This window comes from Marivita lacus (assembly GCF_014637725.1).
In the GTDB taxonomy this organism is placed as follows: Bacteria; Pseudomonadota; Alphaproteobacteria; order Rhodobacterales; family Rhodobacteraceae; genus Marivita; species Marivita lacus.
Map to the genome: position 1 here is coordinate 149271 of NZ_BMFC01000008.1, position 19235 is coordinate 168505.

General features: G+C 61.1%; 14 protein-coding genes and 1 pseudogene. 5 read left to right on the plus strand and 10 right to left on the minus strand.

Annotation, left to right across the window (positions count from 1 at the left end; all coding sequences use genetic code 11):
• Positions 1 to 119 precede the first annotated feature (119 nt).
• The 4 genes from IEV82_RS15250 to IEV82_RS15265 are packed head-to-tail and all read left to right on the plus strand — an operon-like array spanning position 120 to position 7566.
• A complete protein-coding gene (locus IEV82_RS15250; protein ID WP_188482889.1) occupies positions 120 to 2366 on the plus strand; it encodes an acyl-CoA dehydrogenase in 2247 nt (748 codons plus the stop codon).
• Positions 2363 to 3646, plus strand: coding sequence for an acetyl-CoA C-acetyltransferase (locus IEV82_RS15255; protein WP_188482890.1), 1284 nt, complete (start codon positions 2363 to 2365; stop codon positions 3644 to 3646). The genes IEV82_RS15250 and IEV82_RS15255 overlap by 4 nt, the downstream gene beginning before the upstream one ends.
• Positions 3646 to 5727 carry a 3-hydroxyacyl-CoA dehydrogenase NAD-binding domain-containing protein gene (locus IEV82_RS15260; RefSeq protein WP_188482891.1) on the plus strand — a complete coding sequence of 694 codons (2082 nt, stop codon included), beginning with the start codon at positions 3646 to 3648 and terminating at the stop codon, positions 5725 to 5727. The genes IEV82_RS15255 and IEV82_RS15260 overlap by 1 nt, the downstream gene beginning before the upstream one ends.
• A gap of 3 nt (positions 5728 to 5730) precedes the next feature.
• The gene (locus IEV82_RS15265; RefSeq protein WP_229747847.1) at positions 5731 to 7566 is read left to right on the plus strand and encodes an acetyl-CoA hydrolase/transferase C-terminal domain-containing protein; all 1836 of its coding nucleotides are present in this window, start codon (positions 5731 to 5733) and stop codon (positions 7564 to 7566) included.
• A 160-nt stretch (positions 7567 to 7726) separates the two neighbouring features.
• Here IEV82_RS15265 and IEV82_RS15270 read toward each other — a convergent pair whose 3' ends face one another.
• The 4 genes from IEV82_RS15270 to IEV82_RS15280 all read right to left on the minus strand — a co-directional run bounded on the left by IEV82_RS15270 (position 7727) and on the right by IEV82_RS15280 (position 11471).
• On the minus strand, positions 7727 to 9568 hold the full coding sequence (locus IEV82_RS15270) for a TRAP transporter permease (RefSeq protein ID WP_229747848.1): 1842 nt from the start codon (positions 9566 to 9568) through the stop codon (positions 7727 to 7729).
• Between the two features lie 72 nt (positions 9569 to 9640).
• Positions 9641 to 10606: a TAXI family TRAP transporter solute-binding subunit gene (locus tag IEV82_RS15275; protein ID WP_188482892.1), complete on the minus strand. Its 966-nt coding sequence runs from the start codon at positions 10604 to 10606 to the stop codon at positions 9641 to 9643.
• Positions 10607 to 10967: 361 nt separating this feature from the next.
• Positions 10968 to 11078, minus strand: a complete 111-nt coding sequence (locus IEV82_RS24045; protein ID WP_373285235.1) for a class II aldolase/adducin family protein — start codon at positions 11076 to 11078, stop codon at positions 10968 to 10970.
• Positions 11079 to 11270: 192 nt separating this feature from the next.
• Positions 11271 to 11471 (minus strand): hypothetical protein, encoded by a 201-nt coding sequence (locus IEV82_RS15280; RefSeq protein WP_188482893.1) that lies wholly within the window; start codon positions 11469 to 11471, stop codon positions 11271 to 11273.
• Positions 11472 to 11685: 214 nt separating this feature from the next.
• Between IEV82_RS15280 and IEV82_RS15285 the strand changes: the two genes are divergently transcribed.
• Entirely contained in the window at positions 11686 to 12711 is a 1026-nt protein-coding gene (locus IEV82_RS15285; protein WP_188482894.1) for an IS110 family RNA-guided transposase, read from the plus strand.
• Between the two features lie 314 nt (positions 12712 to 13025).
• Here IEV82_RS15285 and IEV82_RS15290 read toward each other — a convergent pair.
• The 6 genes and pseudogenes from IEV82_RS15290 to IEV82_RS15315 all read right to left on the minus strand — a co-directional run.
• Positions 13026 to 13227 (minus strand): annotated as a pseudogene (locus IEV82_RS15290) (integrase core domain-containing protein); the annotation flags it as partial.
• A 294-nt stretch (positions 13228 to 13521) separates the two neighbouring features.
• The gene (locus tag IEV82_RS15295) at positions 13522 to 14499 is read right to left on the minus strand and encodes a sialic acid TRAP transporter substrate-binding protein SiaP (protein ID WP_188482895.1); all 978 of its coding nucleotides are present in this window, start codon (positions 14497 to 14499) and stop codon (positions 13522 to 13524) included.
• 21 nt (positions 14500 to 14520) lie between these two features.
• Positions 14521 to 15405 carry an SMP-30/gluconolactonase/LRE family protein gene (locus tag IEV82_RS15300; protein WP_188482896.1) on the minus strand — a complete coding sequence of 295 codons (885 nt, stop codon included), beginning with the start codon at positions 15403 to 15405 and terminating at the stop codon, positions 14521 to 14523.
• A gap of 41 nt (positions 15406 to 15446) precedes the next feature.
• Positions 15447 to 17336, minus strand: coding sequence for a bifunctional sugar phosphate isomerase/epimerase/4-hydroxyphenylpyruvate dioxygenase family protein (locus IEV82_RS15305; RefSeq protein ID WP_188482897.1), 1890 nt, complete (start codon positions 17334 to 17336; stop codon positions 15447 to 15449).
• A 6-nt stretch (positions 17337 to 17342) separates the two neighbouring features.
• Positions 17343 to 18638: a TRAP transporter large permease gene (locus IEV82_RS15310; protein WP_188482898.1), complete on the minus strand. Its 1296-nt coding sequence runs from the start codon at positions 18636 to 18638 to the stop codon at positions 17343 to 17345.
• Positions 18631 to 19233, minus strand: a complete 603-nt coding sequence (locus IEV82_RS15315; protein ID WP_229747849.1) for a TRAP transporter small permease — start codon at positions 19231 to 19233, stop codon at positions 18631 to 18633. Before IEV82_RS15315 ends, IEV82_RS15310 begins: the two co-directional genes overlap by 8 nt.
• Positions 19234 to 19235: the final 2 nt, after the last annotated feature.

The window sequence follows — 19235 nt, forward strand, 5'->3', positions numbered from 1 at the left end:
GTTGCATCGCGGTCTGACCACGCGGCTTGGTAAAGCATGGCACGTCGGCCTCGGTGGCGTGCTGACGATTGAGGAACCACTCCGTCCCTGCCCACGTTGGGTGCGCAGGAGAGTGAAACATGACGAACTCACGCGCCCGGCTGTTGACCAAGCCGATACACAAGTGGGCACAGCGGGCATTGCCTCGGTTGTCGGAAACCGAAAGTGAGGCCATGGAAGCCGGCGAGGTCTGGTGGGAGGCCGAGTTGTTTTCGGGCAATCCCGACTGGTCGAAACTCCGCAACATTCGCGCGCCGGCCCTCAGCGAAAGGGAACAAGCCTTTCTGGACGGACCATGTACGGAGCTGTGCACGTTGCTCGATGATTGGTCGATCAACCAGACCGACGCCGATCTGTCCCCCGAGGTCTGGGCGTTTCTTCGCAAGAACAAGTTCTTTGGGATGATCATCCCGGAAAAGCACGGCGGACTGGACTTCTCAGCATATGCCCACTCCGAGATCGTGCGCTTCATCGCCACCCGCTCGGTGGCGGCGGCTGTCACGGTCATGGTCCCGAATTCCTTGGGCCCAGGTGAATTGCTTCACATGTTCGGCACGCAGGAACAACAGGATCACTGGCTGCCGCGTCTGGCGCGCGGTGAGGAACTGCCGGCGTTCGGGCTAACCAGTGACAAGGCCGGATCAGACGCCAGCGCAATGACGGATGAGGGTGTCATAGAAAAAGGCACGTGGAACGGTGAAGAGGTTCTGGGCATTCGACTGAACTGGTCCAAGCGCTACATTACGCTCTCCCCAGCATGCACGATCCTTGGACTTGCATTCAAGCTGCGCGATCCCGACGGACTTCTGGGAGACAAGCAGGATATCGGGATCACCTGCGCGCTTGTTCCGTCCGACCTGCCTGGCGTCGAAACCGGACGCCGCCATATACCCTCTGCCACCATGTTCCTGAACGGACCGACCACCGGGACTGACGTCTTCATTCCCCTTGATCACATTATCGGCGGACCGGAATATGCGGGGCGCGGCTGGATGATGCTGATGAGCGCGCTTGCCGCAGGACGGGGGATTTCGCTGCCTTCAATGGGCTGCGCCGCAATCGCATTGTCTGCACACACTGCCGGCGCCTACTCGCGCATTCGCCAGCAGTTCGGATTGCCCATCGGCAAATTCGGCGGAATCCAGGAGCGGCTCGGCAGGCTTGCAGCCGACAGCTATGCGATGGATGCCGCACGGCGACTGACCTGTGCGGGTCTGGACGAGGGGAAATCCTTGTCCGTCATTTCGGCGATCATGAAGGCGCACGCCACCTTCCGGATGCGCGAGGCGGTGAATGATGCGATGGATGTGCATTCCGGCAAGGCAGTTATCGACGGACCCTCGAACTATCTTCAGGCACTCTATCGTGCCGTTCCCATCGGGATCACAGTCGAAGGGGCAAACATCGTCACCCGGTCGCTGATCATCTTCGGCCAAGGCGCCATTCGCGCACACCCACATATTCTCGACGAAATGAAAGCCTTGGGCATCGAGGATCAATCCGAGAGTCTCGAGGCCTTCGATCAGCACTTCTGGGCGCATGTCGGGCATACCTTGCGCACGACGACCCGAGCTTTCGTTCGCGGCTGGAGCGGTGGACGCATCGGTCCCGCGCCTGCCGCCGGTCCCCTTACAGATATCTATCGCCAGATGTCGCGCTGGTCCGCCGCCTATGCGCTCACGGCCGACATGGCCTTTCTGACCATGGGTGGCGCGCTCAAGCGCAAGGAGATGATTTCGGGACGTATGGGCGACATCCTGTCGGAAATGTACATTCTCAGCGCCACGCTGAAGCGATGGGAAGACGAAGGGCGACAACAGGCCGACCTGCCGGTTGTGCGGTACGCTGCGGATCGTGCCCTGGCGCGCATCCAACTGTCCCTTAACGAGGTTCTGGACAACTTCCCGAACCGCTGGTCCGCGCGGCTGTTGCGCGCCATAATGCGTCCGGGTGGTCGCGCATCGGGACGCGACGACGAGATCACCAAGGCCTGCTCCGATCTGATCTATGACCCGTCGGAGGCGCGGGACAGGATTGTCGGGCGGATTTATGGTGGGTGCAATCGCGACGGCGTGGCGCTGCTGAACGACTGTTACGACAAGGTCATCGCATGCGCGCCGGTGATGAAACGGCTGCGCGAGGCAGATGAGGATCCCGATGCCGGTCTGGACGCGGGGACCATCACGCGCGACGAGCGCGACCTTATTGCCGAAATGCATGAATTGGTGGCCGAGGTGGTCGCAGTCGACGATTTCACTCCCGAGGAGCTTGGCCGTCTCTATCCCGGTCTGACCGCAGACCGCAATCGAATGGAGGCCGCCGAATGACCCGTCCCGTTTATCTGGTGGATGGCGCAAGAACGCCGTTTCTCAAGGCAAGGGGAACGCCGGGACCCTTCACGCCTGTCGATCTGGCGGTAGAATGCGGGCGACCCCTGCTGACACGTCAGCCCTTCGACCGCCGCGCGTTGGACTTGGTGATCCTTGGCTGTGTCAATGTCCTTCAGGACGAGATGAACCCGGCGAGGGTCGCCGCACTGCGGCTGGGATTGGGGGCGGACATGGTCGCCTTTACCATGCAGATCAACTGTGGGTCAGGCATGCAGTCGATCGACACCGCATACCGCTATGTCCGCGACGGCAGCCACGACATGATCCTTGCCGGCGGAACCGAAGCGTTGAGCCATGCACCCCTCGTGCTGCGACAATCGGCGGTCGAATGGTTCGGGGAAATGGCGCAAGCCAAGGATATAATGGACAAGGCCAAAGCCTTGACTGGCCTGCGCCCTGAATTTTTCAAACCGATACTGGGCCTGGAACGTGGCCTGACCGATCCGATCACCACCTTGAACATGGGTCAGACCGCCGAAATTCTGGCACATCGGTTCGGGATCGACCGCACGGCCGCCGACACCTACGCGATGCAAAGCCATCATCGCCTGGCACAGGCCCAGAAGAAGAATTGGCTGGACGACGAGGTGATGCCGGCTTTCTCAAAGGATGGCACGGTGCACGAGCACGATGACGGAGTGCGCCCCGACAGCGATCTTGACGGGCTGGCCAAACCGAAACCAGCCTTCGAGCCGCCCTATGGCAAGGTCACGGCCGGCAATTCCAGCCAGATCACCGATGGAGCTTCCTGGGTGATCGTGGCGTCCGAGGCGGCGGTAGAAAAATACGGTCTGACACCGCTCGCCCGGATCGTGGACAGCCAGTGGGCGGCTCTTGATCCATCTGTGATGGGCCTCGGTCCCGTTCTGGCATCGACGCCGATCGTGGCCCGTCACGATCTGGGTCTGGACGATATCGACCTGTGGGAAATCAACGAGGCCTTTGCCGCGCAGGTGCTGGCCTGTCTCGCGGCGTGGGAAGACGACGCATTCTGCCGGGATGTTCTGGAGCTCGACGGCGCCTTCGGGCGGATTGACCGTGATCGACTGAACATCGATGGCGGCGCGATCTCGCTGGGCCATCCTGTCGGCACAAGCGGCAACCGCATCGTGTTGCACTTGGCGAACGCGTTGAAAAGACGGGGCAAGGTCCGTGGCATCGCCACCGAATGCATCGGCGGAGGCCAGGGTGGCGCATTATTACTGGAGGCGGCGTGATGTTCGGATCAAACACGGGACCGGTCCTGCGCAATCTCGGCGAGACCAGACTTGAATGCGGTCCGGTGCGCCCGGGCGCAGGGGATACAGCGTGGCACCAAGGCCGCGATGACGACATCGTCTGGTTGGTGCTGGACCAAGCAGACACGTCTATCAACAAGGTATCACGTGATGTGATCCAAGCTCTGGCAGCCGAAGTGGACAAACTTGAACGCGATCCCCCACGGGCGCTGGTGATCCGGTCGGGCAAGCCCGCCGGGTTCGCCGCAGGGGCCGATATCAAGGGTTTCAACGACATGAGCCGGGATCAAATGTCCGATCTGCTCCGACAGGGGCACGAGGTGCTGGATCGCCTCGCAGCGCTCGAGTGTCCGACGATCTGTGTCGTACACGGTGCTGCCCTCGGGGCCGGGTTGGAGATTGCGCTGGCCTGCGATTGGCGGATCGCAGTGCAGGGTGCGTCATTCGGATTCCCCGAGGTAAAGCTTGGCCTGCATCCCGGGCTCGGTGGCACCTTCCGATTGCCCGCGCTGATCGATCCGACCGAAGCGATGACACTGATGCTGACTGGCAAGACAGCCCATACGGACAAAGCCGAAAAGCTGGGGCTGGCGGATGTCATCACCCAAGAGCGCCACGTTCGCGCCGCGATCGAGGCCATCGTGGCGGATAAGATCGACCGAGACCAGCCGGGGTTGAAGGCACGCGCGTTCAACCTCGCATCGGCCCGCACATTGGCAGCGCAGCGGATGCGTTCGGAAACTCAAAAAAAGGCCCCGAAGGATCATTATCCCGCTCCACATGCCTTGATCGACCTTTGGGAAAAGCACGGTGATGATCCAGCAGCGATGCAATCCGCCGAAATCGAGAGTTTCGCGGCACTGCTGGACACCGAAACCTCCAAGAACCTGCGTCGCGTCTTCTTTCTGCAGCAGGACCTGAAAAACGACGGACGCGAGGAGGATGGGATCAGGCAGGTCCATGTCATCGGTGCCGGGGCCATGGGAGCCGAAATCGCCGCATGGGCCGCGCTCAAGGGCAAGAGCGTGACCTTGGGGGATGTCGAACTCGAACCCCTCGGCAAGACCGTCAGCTTGGCGCGCAAAATCTGCAAGGATCAACATCTGAGCAGCATCGAGACGCGTAACGCCCTTGATCGACTGATGCCGGATCCGAAGGGCTATGGCATCGCGCAAGCTGATCTGATCGTGGAGGCCGCCCCCGAGACGGCGGATCTGAAGGAAAAGATCTACTCCGCCTTGTCGGACAAGATGAAAGAGGGGGCGATCCTTGCGTCGAACACGTCAAGCCTGCGCCTGAAGGATTTGCGCGGTGCCGCACCCGATGCTGGCCGTTTCGCAGGTCTTCATTTCTTCAACCCTGTCAGCAAGATGAAGCTGGTCGAAGTGGTGCGCCACGACGGCACCGAAGACGAGGTGGTCGACCGACTGGCCAGGTTCTGTGGAGCCATCGACCGGCTCCCGGTGCGTGTGACCGATTATCCCGGCTTCTTGGTGAACCGGGCGCTGACGCCGTACCTGATGGAGGCAATGGTTCTCATGGACGAGGGCGTAGAAAAGGAAAAGATCGATGCCGCAGCCATTGCCTTCGGTATGCCGATGGGGCCAGTTACGCTCAGTGATCAGGTTGGACTGGATATCTGCCTGCATGTCGCCGAGAGCCTGACGTCGCACCTCGACAAGTCCATGCCCGCAATTTCCGATCGCCTTCGCGAAAAAGTCGAGGCCGGCGACACTGGCAAGAAGGCGGGGCGGGGCTTTTATGACTGGTCCAAGGGCACTCCTCACCCGGACGCGGCAGGCGGGCCGGATGATCTGACAGATCGCATGATCCTTCCCATGCTGAATGCCTGCGTTGAATGTCTGCGCCAGAACGTCGTGGGCTCGGTTGACGAAACGGATGCCGCGATGATCTTCGCCACTGGCTTTGCCCCGTTCCGAGGTGGTCCGATGCATTATGCCCGCACACGCGGCGTCGATGCCATTCTCCAACGGCTAGACGATTTGCAGGATCGCCACGGGGACCGCTTTGTTCCGGACCCCGGCTGGCAGGACCTGTAAGCCATGCAGCGGAGCCAGGATGTAGACGCCATCATCCGCGAAATCGTGATCCGGACCCAAGGTGATATCCGCCTCGCCCTCCCTTTGGGTCTGGGAAAGCCGGTTTCCTTGGTCAACGCGCTGGTCGAGGCGGCCTGCACCGATCCCGCCATCCGGTTGACGATCTTCACCGCGTTGACGCTGGAGCGACCCAGCACATCTTCCGAGGTCAAGCGCAGGTTTCTCGAACCCGCCTTGGACCGGCTTTTTGGGGCTTATCCCGAAATTCTCTATGCCAAGCTGATCCGCGACGGAAAGCTGCCCTCCAACATCATGGTGCACGAATTTTTTTTGATGGCGGGACGTTGGTTGGGCGTGGACGCCGCGCAACAGAGCTATATCTCGGCCAATTACACCCATGCCCGCGACATGTTGCTTGCACGGCGGCCCAATGTGCTGATGCAGCTTGTGTCTGAAGAGAATGGCCGTTTCAGCCTGTCTTGCAACACCGATATCTCGACAGACCTGTTCCGCGCCCGCGACGCGGGACAGGCGGATTTCATCGCCGTGTTCGAGACCAATCCCGAGTTGCCTTTTCTGGAAGGACCCGGCGCGATCTTGGGTCAGGAAAGTGTGGATCTGGTTCACGATCCGCAAGATCCGTTCGAGCTGTTCTCCGCGCCGCGCCGTCCACTGGCCCTGAGTGACCATGCGATCGGTCTGCATGTATCGCGCCTGATCCGGGACGGGGGAACCCTGCAGATCGGTATCGGAACTCTCGGCGATACCGTGGCGCATTCCCTCATCTTGCGCGAGCAGGGCAAGGCCGCGCAGATCCATGCCGATTGCCCATTTCCTGTCGAACCGAACGAGGAAGGTGCGTTCCAGACCGGCATCTATTGCGTGACCGAGATGCTGGTGGGGGGCGTTCTGGAACTGTTCGAGGCAGGTGTGATACGGCGCGAGGTGGAGGGCGTCGCAGTTCACGCGGGATTTTTCGTCGAAACACGAGCGGTCTATTCCCGGTTGCGCGGCTTGCCTGACGAACGCCGCAGGAAGATCGCGATGGTGCCGGTCAGCTTTACCAACACGCTTTACGGCGATGAGCCGGCAAAACGCGCGGCCCGGACGGATGCACGTTTCGTCAATGGGGCGATGAAGGTCTCTGCGCTGGGGGACGTGATGTCAGACAGTGTCGAGGACGGTCAGGTTGTCAGTGGCGTGGGTGGTCAGTTCAACTTCGTCGATCAGGCCTTTGCGCTTGAAGGCGCTCGGGCGATCATCACGCTGCCTGCGACCCGGATCAATGGGGGCACAGTGGAAAGCAATATTGTGTGGGATGTGCCGAGTGTCACCGTGCCGCGCCACCTGCGCGATATCGTCGTTACCGAATACGGCATTGCCGACCTGCGGGGCCTGCCGGACGCAAAGGTCATCGCCGCATTGCTGGACATCACGGACAGTCGGTTTCAAGACGACCTCTCGGAGCGCGCCAAGTCCGCAGGCAAATTGCCTTCGGATCATGAGATCGCGCCGGCTCATCGTCACAACCTTCCGGAAACGCTCTCTGCCTGGCTGGGCGCGCATCGCGATCTGCTGCCCGATTTTCCGTTCGGGTCCGATTTCGATACAATCGAACGGATGCTGCTGCCTGCGCTGACGGAACTCGAGGTACACTCGCACACCCTTTCCGGAAAGGTGCGCCTGATGGCGGCGTCCCTGCGCGGGCCGGCCCATCCCCACGAAGGCGAGGCGATGGCGCGGATGGGATATGAAAACGCCCGTGGGCTGACGGCACGCGGGCTGCGGGGCGCGCTGCGGCGGGTGGTCTTGCAGCGTTCCTCCGGTTCTGATCCGTGAATGTGGCCCCCGAAACGCCTCGCCCGGGACCGCAGGCGGAAGCCGGGCGAGGCCGAGGCCAAAAGCACCGACATTCCGCCAGTGACCAAACATCAACTTGAGGATCAGAATGACGGATCTGACAAGAGCATCGCCCGTTTCGTCTTTTGCGTCACAGGTCTCACAGCAAGAAGATCACCCCCAGACCGACGGGCAAGGCCGGCACGCGGAGTAGCTCCCACAGGCGCACCCGCGCGCCACCAATCACCGCGAAGCTGATGAGCCAGAGGCCCAGTGCGATTTGCGCCATCGTGGCCAGCGCAGCCAAGGGTTCGGTCGCCAGTTGCAACAAGGCGGGGTTCGCGATGAAACCCAGCGGCACAACGAAAAGACCCACCCCCAGCCGCATGGAGTTGCCTGCCACAGGCAACCACGGCGTCTGCGCGATGGCGGCGGCAATGAAGACATTGCCGCAGACAGGTGGCGTAATCGTGCACAAAAGAGCGTACCAGAAGACGAAGAGATGCGCATACAGATCGGGTACGCCAAGACCCACAAGGGCCGGCACCGCAACCGAGGCGCAGATCACGTAGGCCGCAGTCGTCGGCAGCTCCATCCCCAGCACAAGGGCCGCGAGTGCAGTAAGAAGCAGCGCCATCCACAGATGCCCGCCGCTGGCCGAGAGGATCAGCGAGGTGAGCTTGACGCCAAGGCCGGTCATGTTGAACACACCCACCACGATGCCCGCGCAGATGATCACGGCAGCAATGATGGAGACCTGTTGCGCGGCGGTGATGATCGCCACCAGCGTGCGGCGATACCAGCCCGCAAGCGACAGCCGCCCGTCGGGCTCGAAGATCAGGGTAGCCCAGGTGACCACCGTCGCGAATACCGCCGCATAGGCCAGGGTGTAACTGGTGAAGGCAAGCGTGCCGACCAGGATCGAGAAGGGCAGCAGGAAGAAGGGCACCGAGCGCGACACAGCTGCCCAGCCGGGCATGGCACTGCGAGGCAGAGCGGGAAGATCGATGCGCAATGCATAGACATGTACCCCGAACCACGCCGCAAGGAAGAACAGGATCGCGGGCAGCAAGGCCGCAACCATGATATCGGTGTAAGGCATGCGCACCAGTTCGGCCATGACGAAGATACCCGCGCCCATGACGGGCGGCAGGATCTGGCCACCGGTCGACGCCACGGCCTCGGTCGCGGCGGCCAGTTGCGGCGGGTAGCCAAGGCGCTTCATCGCGGGAATGGTGATCATGCCGGTCGTTGCGGTGTTGGCCGCGGCAACACCCGAGATCGACCCATAGAAGGCCGAGGACAGGATGGCCACCTTGGCCGCGCCCGCCCGCGTGCGCCCGGCCAGTTGCGTGGCAAAGGCCATGAAGCCCGTGCCCGCCTGGCCTGCCGAAATGAATCCGCCGAGGATCACGAACATGGCGATGGTATCGACCGAGGTGCCTGTCAGCGTCCCCCAAAGCCCGCCCTCGGTGATGGTCAGAGTGCCAAGGAGGTAATCGACCGGCATTCCTCCATGACCGAAGCGCCCCGGGATCTGATCGCCCAGGAAGGCATAGGCCAACACCAGCGCGGCAACGGTCGGCAACACGATCTTGATCGCGCGGCGCGCCATTTCCAGCACCACCACGATCAGCGTCAGCGCGAGCACGATCTGTACCGTTCCATCAAGCGCGCCGTATTGCAGCACCAGATCGCGGCGGTTGAGCATGATCCAGCCACAAACGCTGAGCCCCATGGCGAGGAAGAACCAGCCCGTGAGCCGCGCGCTGCGGCCAGCCTGTGCCGCCGCGCCAAGGACGAAGATCCAGGGCAGGGCGAGGGCCAGATGCGCGGGTCGGGTGATGAGGTTGGGGATCAGCCCGGCAAAGGCGTTCCACATATGAAACCCCACCAGCAGCAGCGCCAGAGCAATGGCCACGGCGCCGTAGCGCTGACCGTCCATCTCGACCGAGAGCCAGCTTTGTGACTCGCCCTCAGCCGTATTCCGGGTTTCGTTCATGTTGTCATCAGCCCCAAAGGCAGGAAGGGAGGCACAAAGCCCCCCTCCCCTAGTCACTGTTCCAGGCTTCGTTCAGGGCAACGTCACGCCGCGTTCGGCGTAGAAAGCCGTGACGCCTTCATGAAGCGGCGCGCCCAGTTGCGGCACCAGCTCGGGCGACACGCCCGCCCACCAGGGGTTGGTTTCAGCCATGTCCTCGCGCTGCTCCCAGAAGGCCGCGACGATGGCGAGCGCGGTGTCATCGTCCATGTTCACCGCGAAGGCGCCGACGGGGACGGCCATGGTGTCGATGGCCGCGTCGATGCCCGCATAGGTGCCGCCCGCGATGCTGACCGCGCCCGCGCTCGGGTTGGCGGCGATGATCGCGGCCTGTTCCTCGGGCGTGAAGGACAAGATCCGCACGGGCAAGGTCGCGGCCAGTTCCTGAACCTGCGGAGTGGGGTGCGAGGAACAGGTCGCATAGCCATCGACCTGGTTGTTGCGCAGGGCTGCGGGGGCACCGGAGAGTTCCATCTCGGGCGCGGTCACGCTGTCGGCGATGCCGAGTGTCTCGAAGATCGAGGCCACCTGTCGCTGGCAGAAGGTGCCGGTGCCGCCCGAGATGAAGCTGCGCCCGGCAAGATCTGCCACCGTGGTGATGTCGCTGTCGGCGCGAACAACCATGTGAATGGTGATGAAGGGCATTGGAAAGAGCGTGCGCAGCCCGTCGTAATTGCCGCCGGTGAAGGGATCGGCACCAGCCAGCGCATCCGCGATCAGGTTCGGCGGCGAGGTGAAGAGAAACGCACCGGAGCGGCGCCCGGCCTCTGTCACGTTCTGCACTGAGCCCTGGCTTTCCTCGACAGTCGGCAAGATCTCACCATCTGACTGCGTCTGGAGCATCTCACCCAGCTGCACCATCATCACGTAATACGAACTTGAAGAGGACGCCGATTTCAGCGTCACGCGGGTTTCGGCGCTTGCCGCCGTGCCGCCGATGGCCAATGCTGCCGCGAGCGCGGCCGTGAGTGCGCCCTTGCGCAAGGGGGTATGAAACATGGGTATCCTCCGCTACCGTGTCGGGAGGCTGTATGCTGTACAGCCCCTGATGCACACAAGACCAGCACGCATGGCCAACGGCAAGAGTTTTGCACGACCTGCGCGTCCGCCAAAACTTCCGACCACCAAATGCCCGGCTGGCCTTCAAGTTGATCGTCCATGCGACGCATTTACTCCTTGGACGACGTGACCTGAATACCGGCTGGAGGTCAAAGCGCTGCCGTCACGGCGGTTTCGGCGTTCAGCTGGCAGATGATCCGCGCCGCACGCCTCATCTGGCGACGCGTGCATCGGCGGCAGTGCCGTAGCGCGGCAAATCGGCGGTGCTATGGCCACGGGCGTCCATCAAAGTGTCGCGGACTTAAGCGATATGGGCCGTTTCCTCTATGATCTCAGAAAGGTATTGCGCTGCCCTCAGGGTCGGGCCGACGCGGATCGTGCCGTGATTGGCGAGCACCGCCGGACGGATCACGGGATCGCGAAAGACATGTCTGATCTCTCCCTAGGTCTGTGAGCCACCTTTGGCCGAGAGCGGGATCAGCGGCATGCGCCCAATACTGTGGCGCCGGGTTCACCAGCAAGGCGATCCTGAAGCGCGCCAGGCGATTGAGCATTCTGAGGACCCCGCGCCGGGCGCGCTTGCCCAACCCGAAACCGACCACTATCACCCCCAAGGTCTCTCGTTATGAACGAAGGACGACCGGGGGAAGGTCACCGGCTCGAGGGTTTCCGGGTGTTCAACACAGGATGACTGCGTTTTGGGTGGTTCGTTCCACCAATCCCTTGGAAAAGCCGGTGGGTCCATGTCGTAGGTGTAGTAATCGGTCAGGACCAGCAGGACATCGGCTTTCTGCGGGATTTCCATGGGTAATCCCCCCTTTTTAACGGGGTGCATCCGTAGAACTTACACGGCCATTTTCAGTTTCATTGAGCGTGTGATGCCGCCAATGCCAATGTTGGGGCGGTCTTTGTTATGAGATGCCGTAACGGGTCCTGCGTTGCGCATCACCATTACCGCTTGCAAGATCACCACTGCGCTGTCGCCATTCCCGTATCAAACCTGATTGGAGGAAAAGGGGATGAGACTGTTTATCGGATTGGATGTGTCACTGGCCAAGACGGCGATATGCGTGGTTAGCGAGCATGGAAAAATCGTTCAGGAAGCTGAGGTCGCCAGCGAACCAGAGCCGCTTCTTGCGTGGCTTCACACCTTGGACGGCACCATTGCCGCCTTGGGCCTTGAGGCTGGTCCCTTGTCACAGTGGCTACATCGTGGGCTGACAGATGCCGGGCTGGATGCTGTTCTGATGGAGACACGACAGGTGAAGGGCGCCTTGAAGGCCATGCCCATCAAGACAGATCGGAGAGATGCTGAGGGGATTGCCCGTCTACTCCACCTCGGTTGGTTCCGCCCCGTCCACTGCAAGTCAGTTTCAGCACAGGAAGTTCGCGCCATTCTCAGCGCTCGGAAGGCGATCCAGCAGAACATGATCGCTCTGGAGATGTCACTGCGCGGGCTCTTGCGTAACTTTGGTTTGAAAGTCGGTGCGATTTCCCGAGGAAGGTTCGAGCATCGCATTCGAGAACTCGCTGAGGGCAATGCCATGCTCGATACAGCGACAGCTCCCATGTTGCGTGCAAGAGCGTCGTTGCGCCAGGAACTTGCGGGCCTCGAAAAACTGGTTCGGCAGATGGCCCAGGACGACCCGGTTTGTGTGCGACTGATGACGATGCCGGGAGTTGGTGCAGTCGTCGCCCTGACTTACCGGTCTGCCGTCGACGACCCTGCGCGCTTCACCTCTTCGAAGAACGTTGGCCCCTGGGCTGGCCTAACACCATCACGCAACCAGTCTGGCGAACGCGATGTCTCAGGCGGCATAACCAAGGCCGGCGACGTGAACTTGAGGCGCGCGTTATGCCAGGCCGCAACCGTAATGATGAACCGTGGTCGATCGACATGGCTGAGAACATGGGGCGCTCAACTCGCAAAGCGCCGGGGCCGGAAGCGAGCCATGGTCGCGTTAGCGCGCAGGATCGCAGTGATACTGCATCGCATGTGGGTCGACGGCTCAACATTCCAGTTTGAAGCGGCACCGACGCATTAACATCAAACCCGTTGCTCGCTTGATCGCAGGCCCCAAGGTCCGGCAGGGACGTGGTTCCGATGATGTCGTGCTCAGGACAGTCGCTGGCTGATAACAGTCAAGCACGCCTATGAGATTGGCACATTGGGATTGCACCGAACCAGCATCATGTTGGCAGCCTGCGCGCTGACCACGGACCGAAGCATGAGCCCCAAGGACCCAATTACGGGCTGGTGTGAAGAACGGCAGCGGACAGGTCGGAAAACAAAACTCCTGCTTGTGCGGGCTCTGAAGTTTTGTGAAAAAAGCCTTGACTAGGACGGACCCGTTACCGAAGTCCATAGCCATTGCGTGGCCTGATCCTGTGCCTCCTCGATACTTTCGCATGATGTATTGATCCACCCACTCATGCCTAACCGTCCGGTTGTAGCGCTCGACATAAGCGTTCTGCAGTGGCCGGCCGAGTTGGATGTGCTGGATCGTAACCCCATGTTTCTCTGCCCGTTTTCTCAGCAATTCACTGATGTATTCGGCCCCGTAGCACGTCGGGAAGAAGGGTTGTTGGTCGGTTATGGCCGCCTGCGCAGCCCCTAAACTGCGCAACGGGTGGCCATAACCGGCTCTCAGGTCTCAACAGTGGTTTTGCACAACCACACTGCTGAGGAGACCGGCTATGACCGCTGTGGCGTTGGCTTGGCTGGCATACCAACAAAGTGCCGGATGAACCGGCGGCTCTTTCTCTCGCGCGAGCCGCCGGTCGGTCACTCAGATTCGAACTGCGGTCAGAAAGAGTGTCCGACCGCAGCAAGATGTTCAGAAGCAGATTTTCGATTATAAACCGTTGATCGCTTCCAGCATGCCTTCCGGCCAGCTCTCGGACAAGGGCGAGTTCAGATACTGCTCTTGTGCGTAGGATTGGAAGGCCTCCAGATCGGGTTCATAGACCGTCAAGCCCTCACCTTCAAAGAAGGCGACAAGCTCGGCTTCCTGATCAAGATATTGCTGATCGGACCATGCGGTCGCCTTGTCGGCCGCGGCCTGCATTGTGGCTTTCTGGTCGTCGCTTAGCGCATCCCAAACCTGCGAGGACACCAGGAGCATGCCGAAGCCGACATTGTGACCTGTGAGGACGATTTGATCGGTCACTTCATGGAACTTCATCTGGCGGTTATTTGGCAGAGGGTTGTCCTGGCCGTCCACCACACCAGACTGCAGCGCGGTATAAAGCTCGGTATAGGGGATCGGCACCGGGTTGGCGCCCAGGGACTTGCCCAGGAACTGCCAACTTTCGCCGCCCGGCATGCGCAACTTGACGCCCGACAGGTCGGCGGGGGTCATGAATTGGGCGTCTCCCTTGAGGTTCAGATGACGGGTGCCGTAGTAGAATGTGCCCAGGATCTCGACGCCCAGCTCTTCACGGGCAAGCGCCTTCAGCTGCTCACCGACTTCACTGTCAAAGATCGCCTTGAGGTGGGCCTGATCCCGCACGACGTAAGCCGCGCCCAGAATGTCGAAGGCAGGCACCTGCTGTGCCAGGTCCGACGGCGGAAGGCCCGCCATCTGGATGTTGCCGCGCTGCAGACCGATCAATTCGGTGCCTTGCTTCATCAGCGTGGCTCCGAAATAGGGCTGGAAGGAAAAATCATCGCCAAGCTCTTTGGCGAAAATTTCGGTCATCGCCTTGGAACGCGGCACTTCGGCCGGGTTCACATCCGAAAAGATCAGTTCGACCTGAGCGGAAGCGGTTCCAGCGATGGAGATCGTTGCCACGGCGGCAGCGATCAGGTTGCGTAGACTTCTGTAGTGCATGGTTTCCTCCCTAGAGAAACGTCAGAGTGCAAATAGGTTTTCCGCCACGCCCTGCCCGGCACCTTCGATGGCGAAGACGGATCCGGCCAGAGGCTCGGCCGCCAGTTCCTCATCGGAGAGGAACTTGAAGGCAGTTGTGACGAAAAGTGTCTTCAGATCCCGCCCGCCGAAGCAGAGGCAGGTGGGATTCGTGACCGGCAGAGCAATCTGCCGGTCCAAACGGCCGTCTGGCGCATAGCGCACCACTTGACCGCCCGCGAAGAAGGCCTGCCAAAGACAGCCATCGGCATCCACGCATGCCCCGTCGGGGCGGATGCCAGTGCTGCTGTAATCGGCAAGGACCTCGCGGTAGGTGATCTCTCGGCCAGTCTCATCGAGACCAAGCCGCCAGGTCACATGTCGGCGGGTATCCGTGAAATACATGCTGCGCCCGTCAGGCGCGAAGGCGATGCCGTTGGCGACGATCACATCGTCGAGCATCCGGGTCATCGTGCTGTCGGGATCGACACGATACAATCCGCCCAGACCTCGGGTCAGCCCGTTATCCATAGTGCCGATCCAGAGGCTGCCATTGGCATCAACGCGCCCGTCGTTCAGCCGTGTGGCTGGCATCGCTTCATCCGGCGTTGTCGCGAAAGGCAGCCAGTCGCTGGTCTTTGGGGCGCGGTGAAGCAGTTTCAGATCGCGCGCTGCCAAAAGGCCACCCGACCGTGTCATGGCAATGGAGCCCAGATAGGTGCAGGGATGCGCCTCGGCCTCGGTCACGCCGCTTTCGGGGTCAAGCCGCCAAAGAGTTGGTTGCTCGATGTCAATCCACCAAAGCACTCCACGAGCAAGGTCCCATAGGGGCGTTTCGCCAAGTCGAGCATCCACTTTCTGGATCAGCTCCACCTTGCAGTCGGACATCCTGTTTCCTGTTCTTGTCCTCGGGGCGGGTTTGGGACCAGTCATATGCGGGGAATTCCGGACGGTCGCGCCAGCCGCCGTTGGGCAGCGATGCGGAAGGGTGCATTGGCAGCGCCATAACCAGTGTAGCCGTCCTTGCGCTGGCAGATCTCTAGAAAAATCCCATCTCCGACAGACCGGGTATAGACTTGAAAGAAAGATCCGGAGGCGTCCTCGTCATAAAGGATGTGATCGGCCTTGAGCCGGCCCGTGACGTCGGGCGACAGCGACAACCGCGCGGCAAGGTCGTCATAGTAGTTCTCGGGCATCGGCAGCGGCTCGAACCCGCATTTGCGCATCTTGGCAACGCAGGCAAAGATGTCATCGGTGGCAAAGGCCACGTGCTGCACGGAAGACCCGAAGCTGTCGGCAATGAACCGCCCGGCAAAGGTACGATGGGTCTCGGCCCCGTTCAGAGTGACGCGCAGAGCCGCGTCGGGGCTTTCGATTGCCTGGCTGCGCACCAGCCCGCCGGGATCAACCACATCAACTGTGGCCTGTTTTTTCGTCTCGAAAAGGGACAGGTAGAAAAGCGACCAGGTCAGCATCTCCTCATAGTTCATGGTCTGACCGATATGGTCGATGCGCGTCAGCCCGGCCTCATGTGCGGCACCGCCTTCTGCGGGTGCGAACTCGATCTCCCAGACCTTGCCAAGATCAGAGTTGCGGTCGATGAAATGCAGCAGGCCCGAGCCGACGCCACGGATGGCAGGGATCTGCATCTCTCCTGGTCCGACAGACTGGCTGAAGGGCGTGGCCCCCAGAGCGCGGGCACGGGTCACCGTATCCTCGGCGCTGTCCACCAGCAAACCCACGTCGCAAATGTTCAACCCATGTGCGATATGGGCAGTGTGCGCGAAACCCTCCTGGTCGGTGTTCAGGACGATGCGGATTTCGCCTTGCTGCCAGACCTCGACCTGCTTGGAGATATGCTTGCCCGCGCGATGAAATCCAAGTGATCCTAGCAGCTTGCGCAACCCTTCGGCTTCGGCTTCCGACGCTGCGAATTCCACGAAAGCCACACCCTCTGTCGTGACGCGGGGTGGGATATCGAGCGAATCCAGACGCAACTCGGGCTCCGCGCGTCTGACCTGATCCATCAGGTATATGAGCGATCGGTGTCCGTCCCGCGCGATGGCCTTGGCGCTCCCCCCGCGAAACTGATCATTGAAGACCTCAAGGCTGATTGGCCCGGCATACCCGGTGGCGGCCACGGCGCGCATGAAGCCTGTCACGTCCAGATCGCCTTGTCCCGGCATGTTGCGGAAGTGCCGCGACCAATAAAGTAGGTCCATCTCGATCATCGGTGCATCGGCAAGCTGGACAAAGAATATCTTGTCACCCGGAATGGCGCGGATCGACTCCGGGTCCAGCTTGCGGCCCAGCGTATGGAAACTGTCGACGACCAGTCCGATGTTCGGATGATCGGCGCGGCGCACCACCTCCCATGCATCGCGGTGGTCCCAGACATGACGTCCCCATGCCAGCGCTTCGTAACCCACGCGCAGGTTGCGGGCGGCGGCACGCTCTCCCAGTTCGGCGAAATCACGGGACATGCGATCGATACCGCCAAGCGCCTTGGGATGCACGGATGAGCACACCAGAATGAGGTCGGTGCCCAGCTCCTGCATCAGATCGAACTTGCGCTCCATCCGCTCGAACGCCCGGCTTCTTTCGGGATCAGGCAGCCCTTCAAAGTCGCGGAACGGCTGAAACAAAGAGATCTCCAGCCCGTGGTCCCGCACCATCGCTCCGACCTCACGCGGAGAGGCATCGAAGGTGATGAAGTCCTGCTCGAAGATTTCAATACCGTCAAAGCCGGCCGCCGCGATGGCGGCGAGCTTTTCCCGAAGGTCTCCTGCGATGCAGACGGTGGCAATCGAGGTTTTCATGGTGCTTTAGCCTCCGTAACCCAGCAAACGCGGCAGCCAGAGCACGAAGTCCGGTACGAAGGTGATCACTCCGAGTGCGACGAAAAGCGCGAAAAGAAACGGCATCAGGTCGCGAATGATGCGGCCGAGAGGCTCCTTGGTGATTGATGAAACGATGAACAACAACAATCCGTAGGGCGGCGTGATCAGGCCCAGCATCGCATTTACCACACAGACAACACCAAAGTGGACCAGGTCGATGCCAAGGGCCTGTGCCGTGGGGATGAAGATCGGCACGATGATCAGCAGGATAGCGCCGGATTCCAGGATGCAGCCCAAGGCGATGAACAGTATGTTGATCGCGATCAGGAAACCCACTGGCCCCAGATCATACTGCGCCAGAAACGCGGCCAGCTGATCCGGCACGTTTTCCCGCGTGATGACATACTGAAAGGTCAGAGCACCGGCGATCAGGATACCGACGGTGGCGGTGGAGCGGGCTGACGCCAACAATGTCTCGAAGAATTGCCCGGCAGTTACCGAGCGGTAGAACACGACCGAAATTGAGAGCGCATAGAAGGCCGCCACGGCAGCTGCCTCGGTCGGGGTCATGACCCCTCCGTAGATTCCACCCAGTAGGATCACCGGCAGCAGCAATGCGGGGATGGCGCGGAAGGTGACGCCGGGCATGTCGCGCAGCGGTATGGCCTCGTCCACGTCGAAACCGCGACTGTGGGCGATGATCATGTTCATGGTGATCAACACCACCCCCATCAGCAGGCCGGGCATCATGCCGGCGGCAAAGAGGTAGCCGACCGATTGGTCCGACACGAGCGCATAGAGCACCATGGGGATCGACGGCGGGATGATGGGTCCGATGGTCGCCGAAGCCGCGGTGATCGCGGCGGCATAGGACTTGGTATACTTCCCGTCCTTGGTCATCATGTTGATGATGATCTTGCCCATGCCCACCGCATCGGCCACGGCAGACCCGGACATGCCCGAGAAGATCAGCGAGGATACGACATTGACGTGACCCAGCCCGCCCTTGAAGCGTCCGACCAAGGCTTGGCTGAACCGCAGCAGGCGGTCAGCCAGCGAGCCGATGTTCATGATGTCAGCGGCCAGGATGAACAATGGAATCGCCAGCAGCGTGTAGCTGTTGAACAGGCCTTGCAGCAGGGTTTCCGCGGCGATCGACGGATCGAAACCCCGCATGATCAGGTAGACGGAAGACCCGCAGATCATCGCCAGCCCCATCGACAGGCCGCCGAAGGCAAGAAAGGCGATCAGGACAATAGAGACTGTAAAGGGATCACTCATAGTCGTGTGTGCCTGCAGTTTTGGGCGTTTCGAACGCTGGGCCGGCGCCGGTGAGCCCGCGCCAAATGGACATGCCGCAACGGATGACAACAGAAAGTGCGAAGGGAACGTAGATCGCGAAGACATAATCGAAGCGGATCTTCATGTATGAGGTCTTCTCGATCGACATGAAGTCGATGTAGCCCCAGACCTGCGGCAGCGTCCAAAGGAAGATCCCCGCGCAGATTGTCCCGGTAATGACGTCGAGCGCGCGACGCGCCCAGCTGGGCAGCGCCGCATAGATGATGTCCAGCCGGATCACGTCGCTTTCGCGCACCACGAAGGCATAGCCAAAGAGGATTCCCCAGAGCCAGGCAATCGAGACGAACTCGACCGTCCAGCCCAGCGGGAGGTTCAGCAGATAACGGAACACGATCTGGATCAGGAAGCTCACGAACAGCGATCCGAGGATCAGACCGAGGATCACCTCGGCGCCGCGTTCACCCCATCCGGCGAGTGTTTTCAAACGCTCCATTCTCAACCCGTTCCCCTTGCCTTTTTCGGTGTGTCTGTTCAGAGGCTCGGCGGTATTGTCCCGCCGGAAGCCTTGCTGCACGA

Bases quoted from the DNA above. Each gene is read 5' to 3' on its own strand.
- IEV82_RS15250 (WP_188482889.1), top strand. From the start codon at position 120: ATGACGAACTCACGCGCCCGGCTGTTGACCAAGCCGATACACAAGTGG.
- IEV82_RS15255 (WP_188482890.1), top strand. From the start codon at position 2,363: ATGACCCGTCCCGTTTATCTGGTGGATGGCGCAAGAACGCCGTTTCTC.
- IEV82_RS15260 (WP_188482891.1), top strand. From the start codon at position 3,646: ATGTTCGGATCAAACACGGGACCGGTCCTGCGCAATCTCGGCGAGACC.
- IEV82_RS15265 (WP_229747847.1), top strand. From the start codon at position 5,731: ATGCAGCGGAGCCAGGATGTAGACGCCATCATCCGCGAAATCGTGATC.
- IEV82_RS15270 (WP_229747848.1), bottom strand. From the start codon at position 9,568: ATGAACGAAACCCGGAATACGGCTGAGGGCGAGTCACAAAGCTGGCTC.
- IEV82_RS15275 (WP_188482892.1), bottom strand. From the start codon at position 10,606: ATGTTTCATACCCCCTTGCGCAAGGGCGCACTCACGGCCGCGCTCGCG.
- IEV82_RS15280 (WP_188482893.1), bottom strand. From the start codon at position 11,471: ATGGAAATCCCGCAGAAAGCCGATGTCCTGCTGGTCCTGACCGATTAC.
- IEV82_RS15285 (WP_188482894.1), top strand. From the start codon at position 11,686: ATGAGACTGTTTATCGGATTGGATGTGTCACTGGCCAAGACGGCGATA.
- IEV82_RS15295 (WP_188482895.1), bottom strand. From the start codon at position 14,499: ATGCACTACAGAAGTCTACGCAACCTGATCGCTGCCGCCGTGGCAACG.
- IEV82_RS15300 (WP_188482896.1), bottom strand. From the start codon at position 15,405: ATGTCCGACTGCAAGGTGGAGCTGATCCAGAAAGTGGATGCTCGACTT.
- IEV82_RS15305 (WP_188482897.1), bottom strand. From the start codon at position 17,336: ATGAAAACCTCGATTGCCACCGTCTGCATCGCAGGAGACCTTCGGGAA.
- IEV82_RS15310 (WP_188482898.1), bottom strand. From the start codon at position 18,638: ATGAGTGATCCCTTTACAGTCTCTATTGTCCTGATCGCCTTTCTTGCC.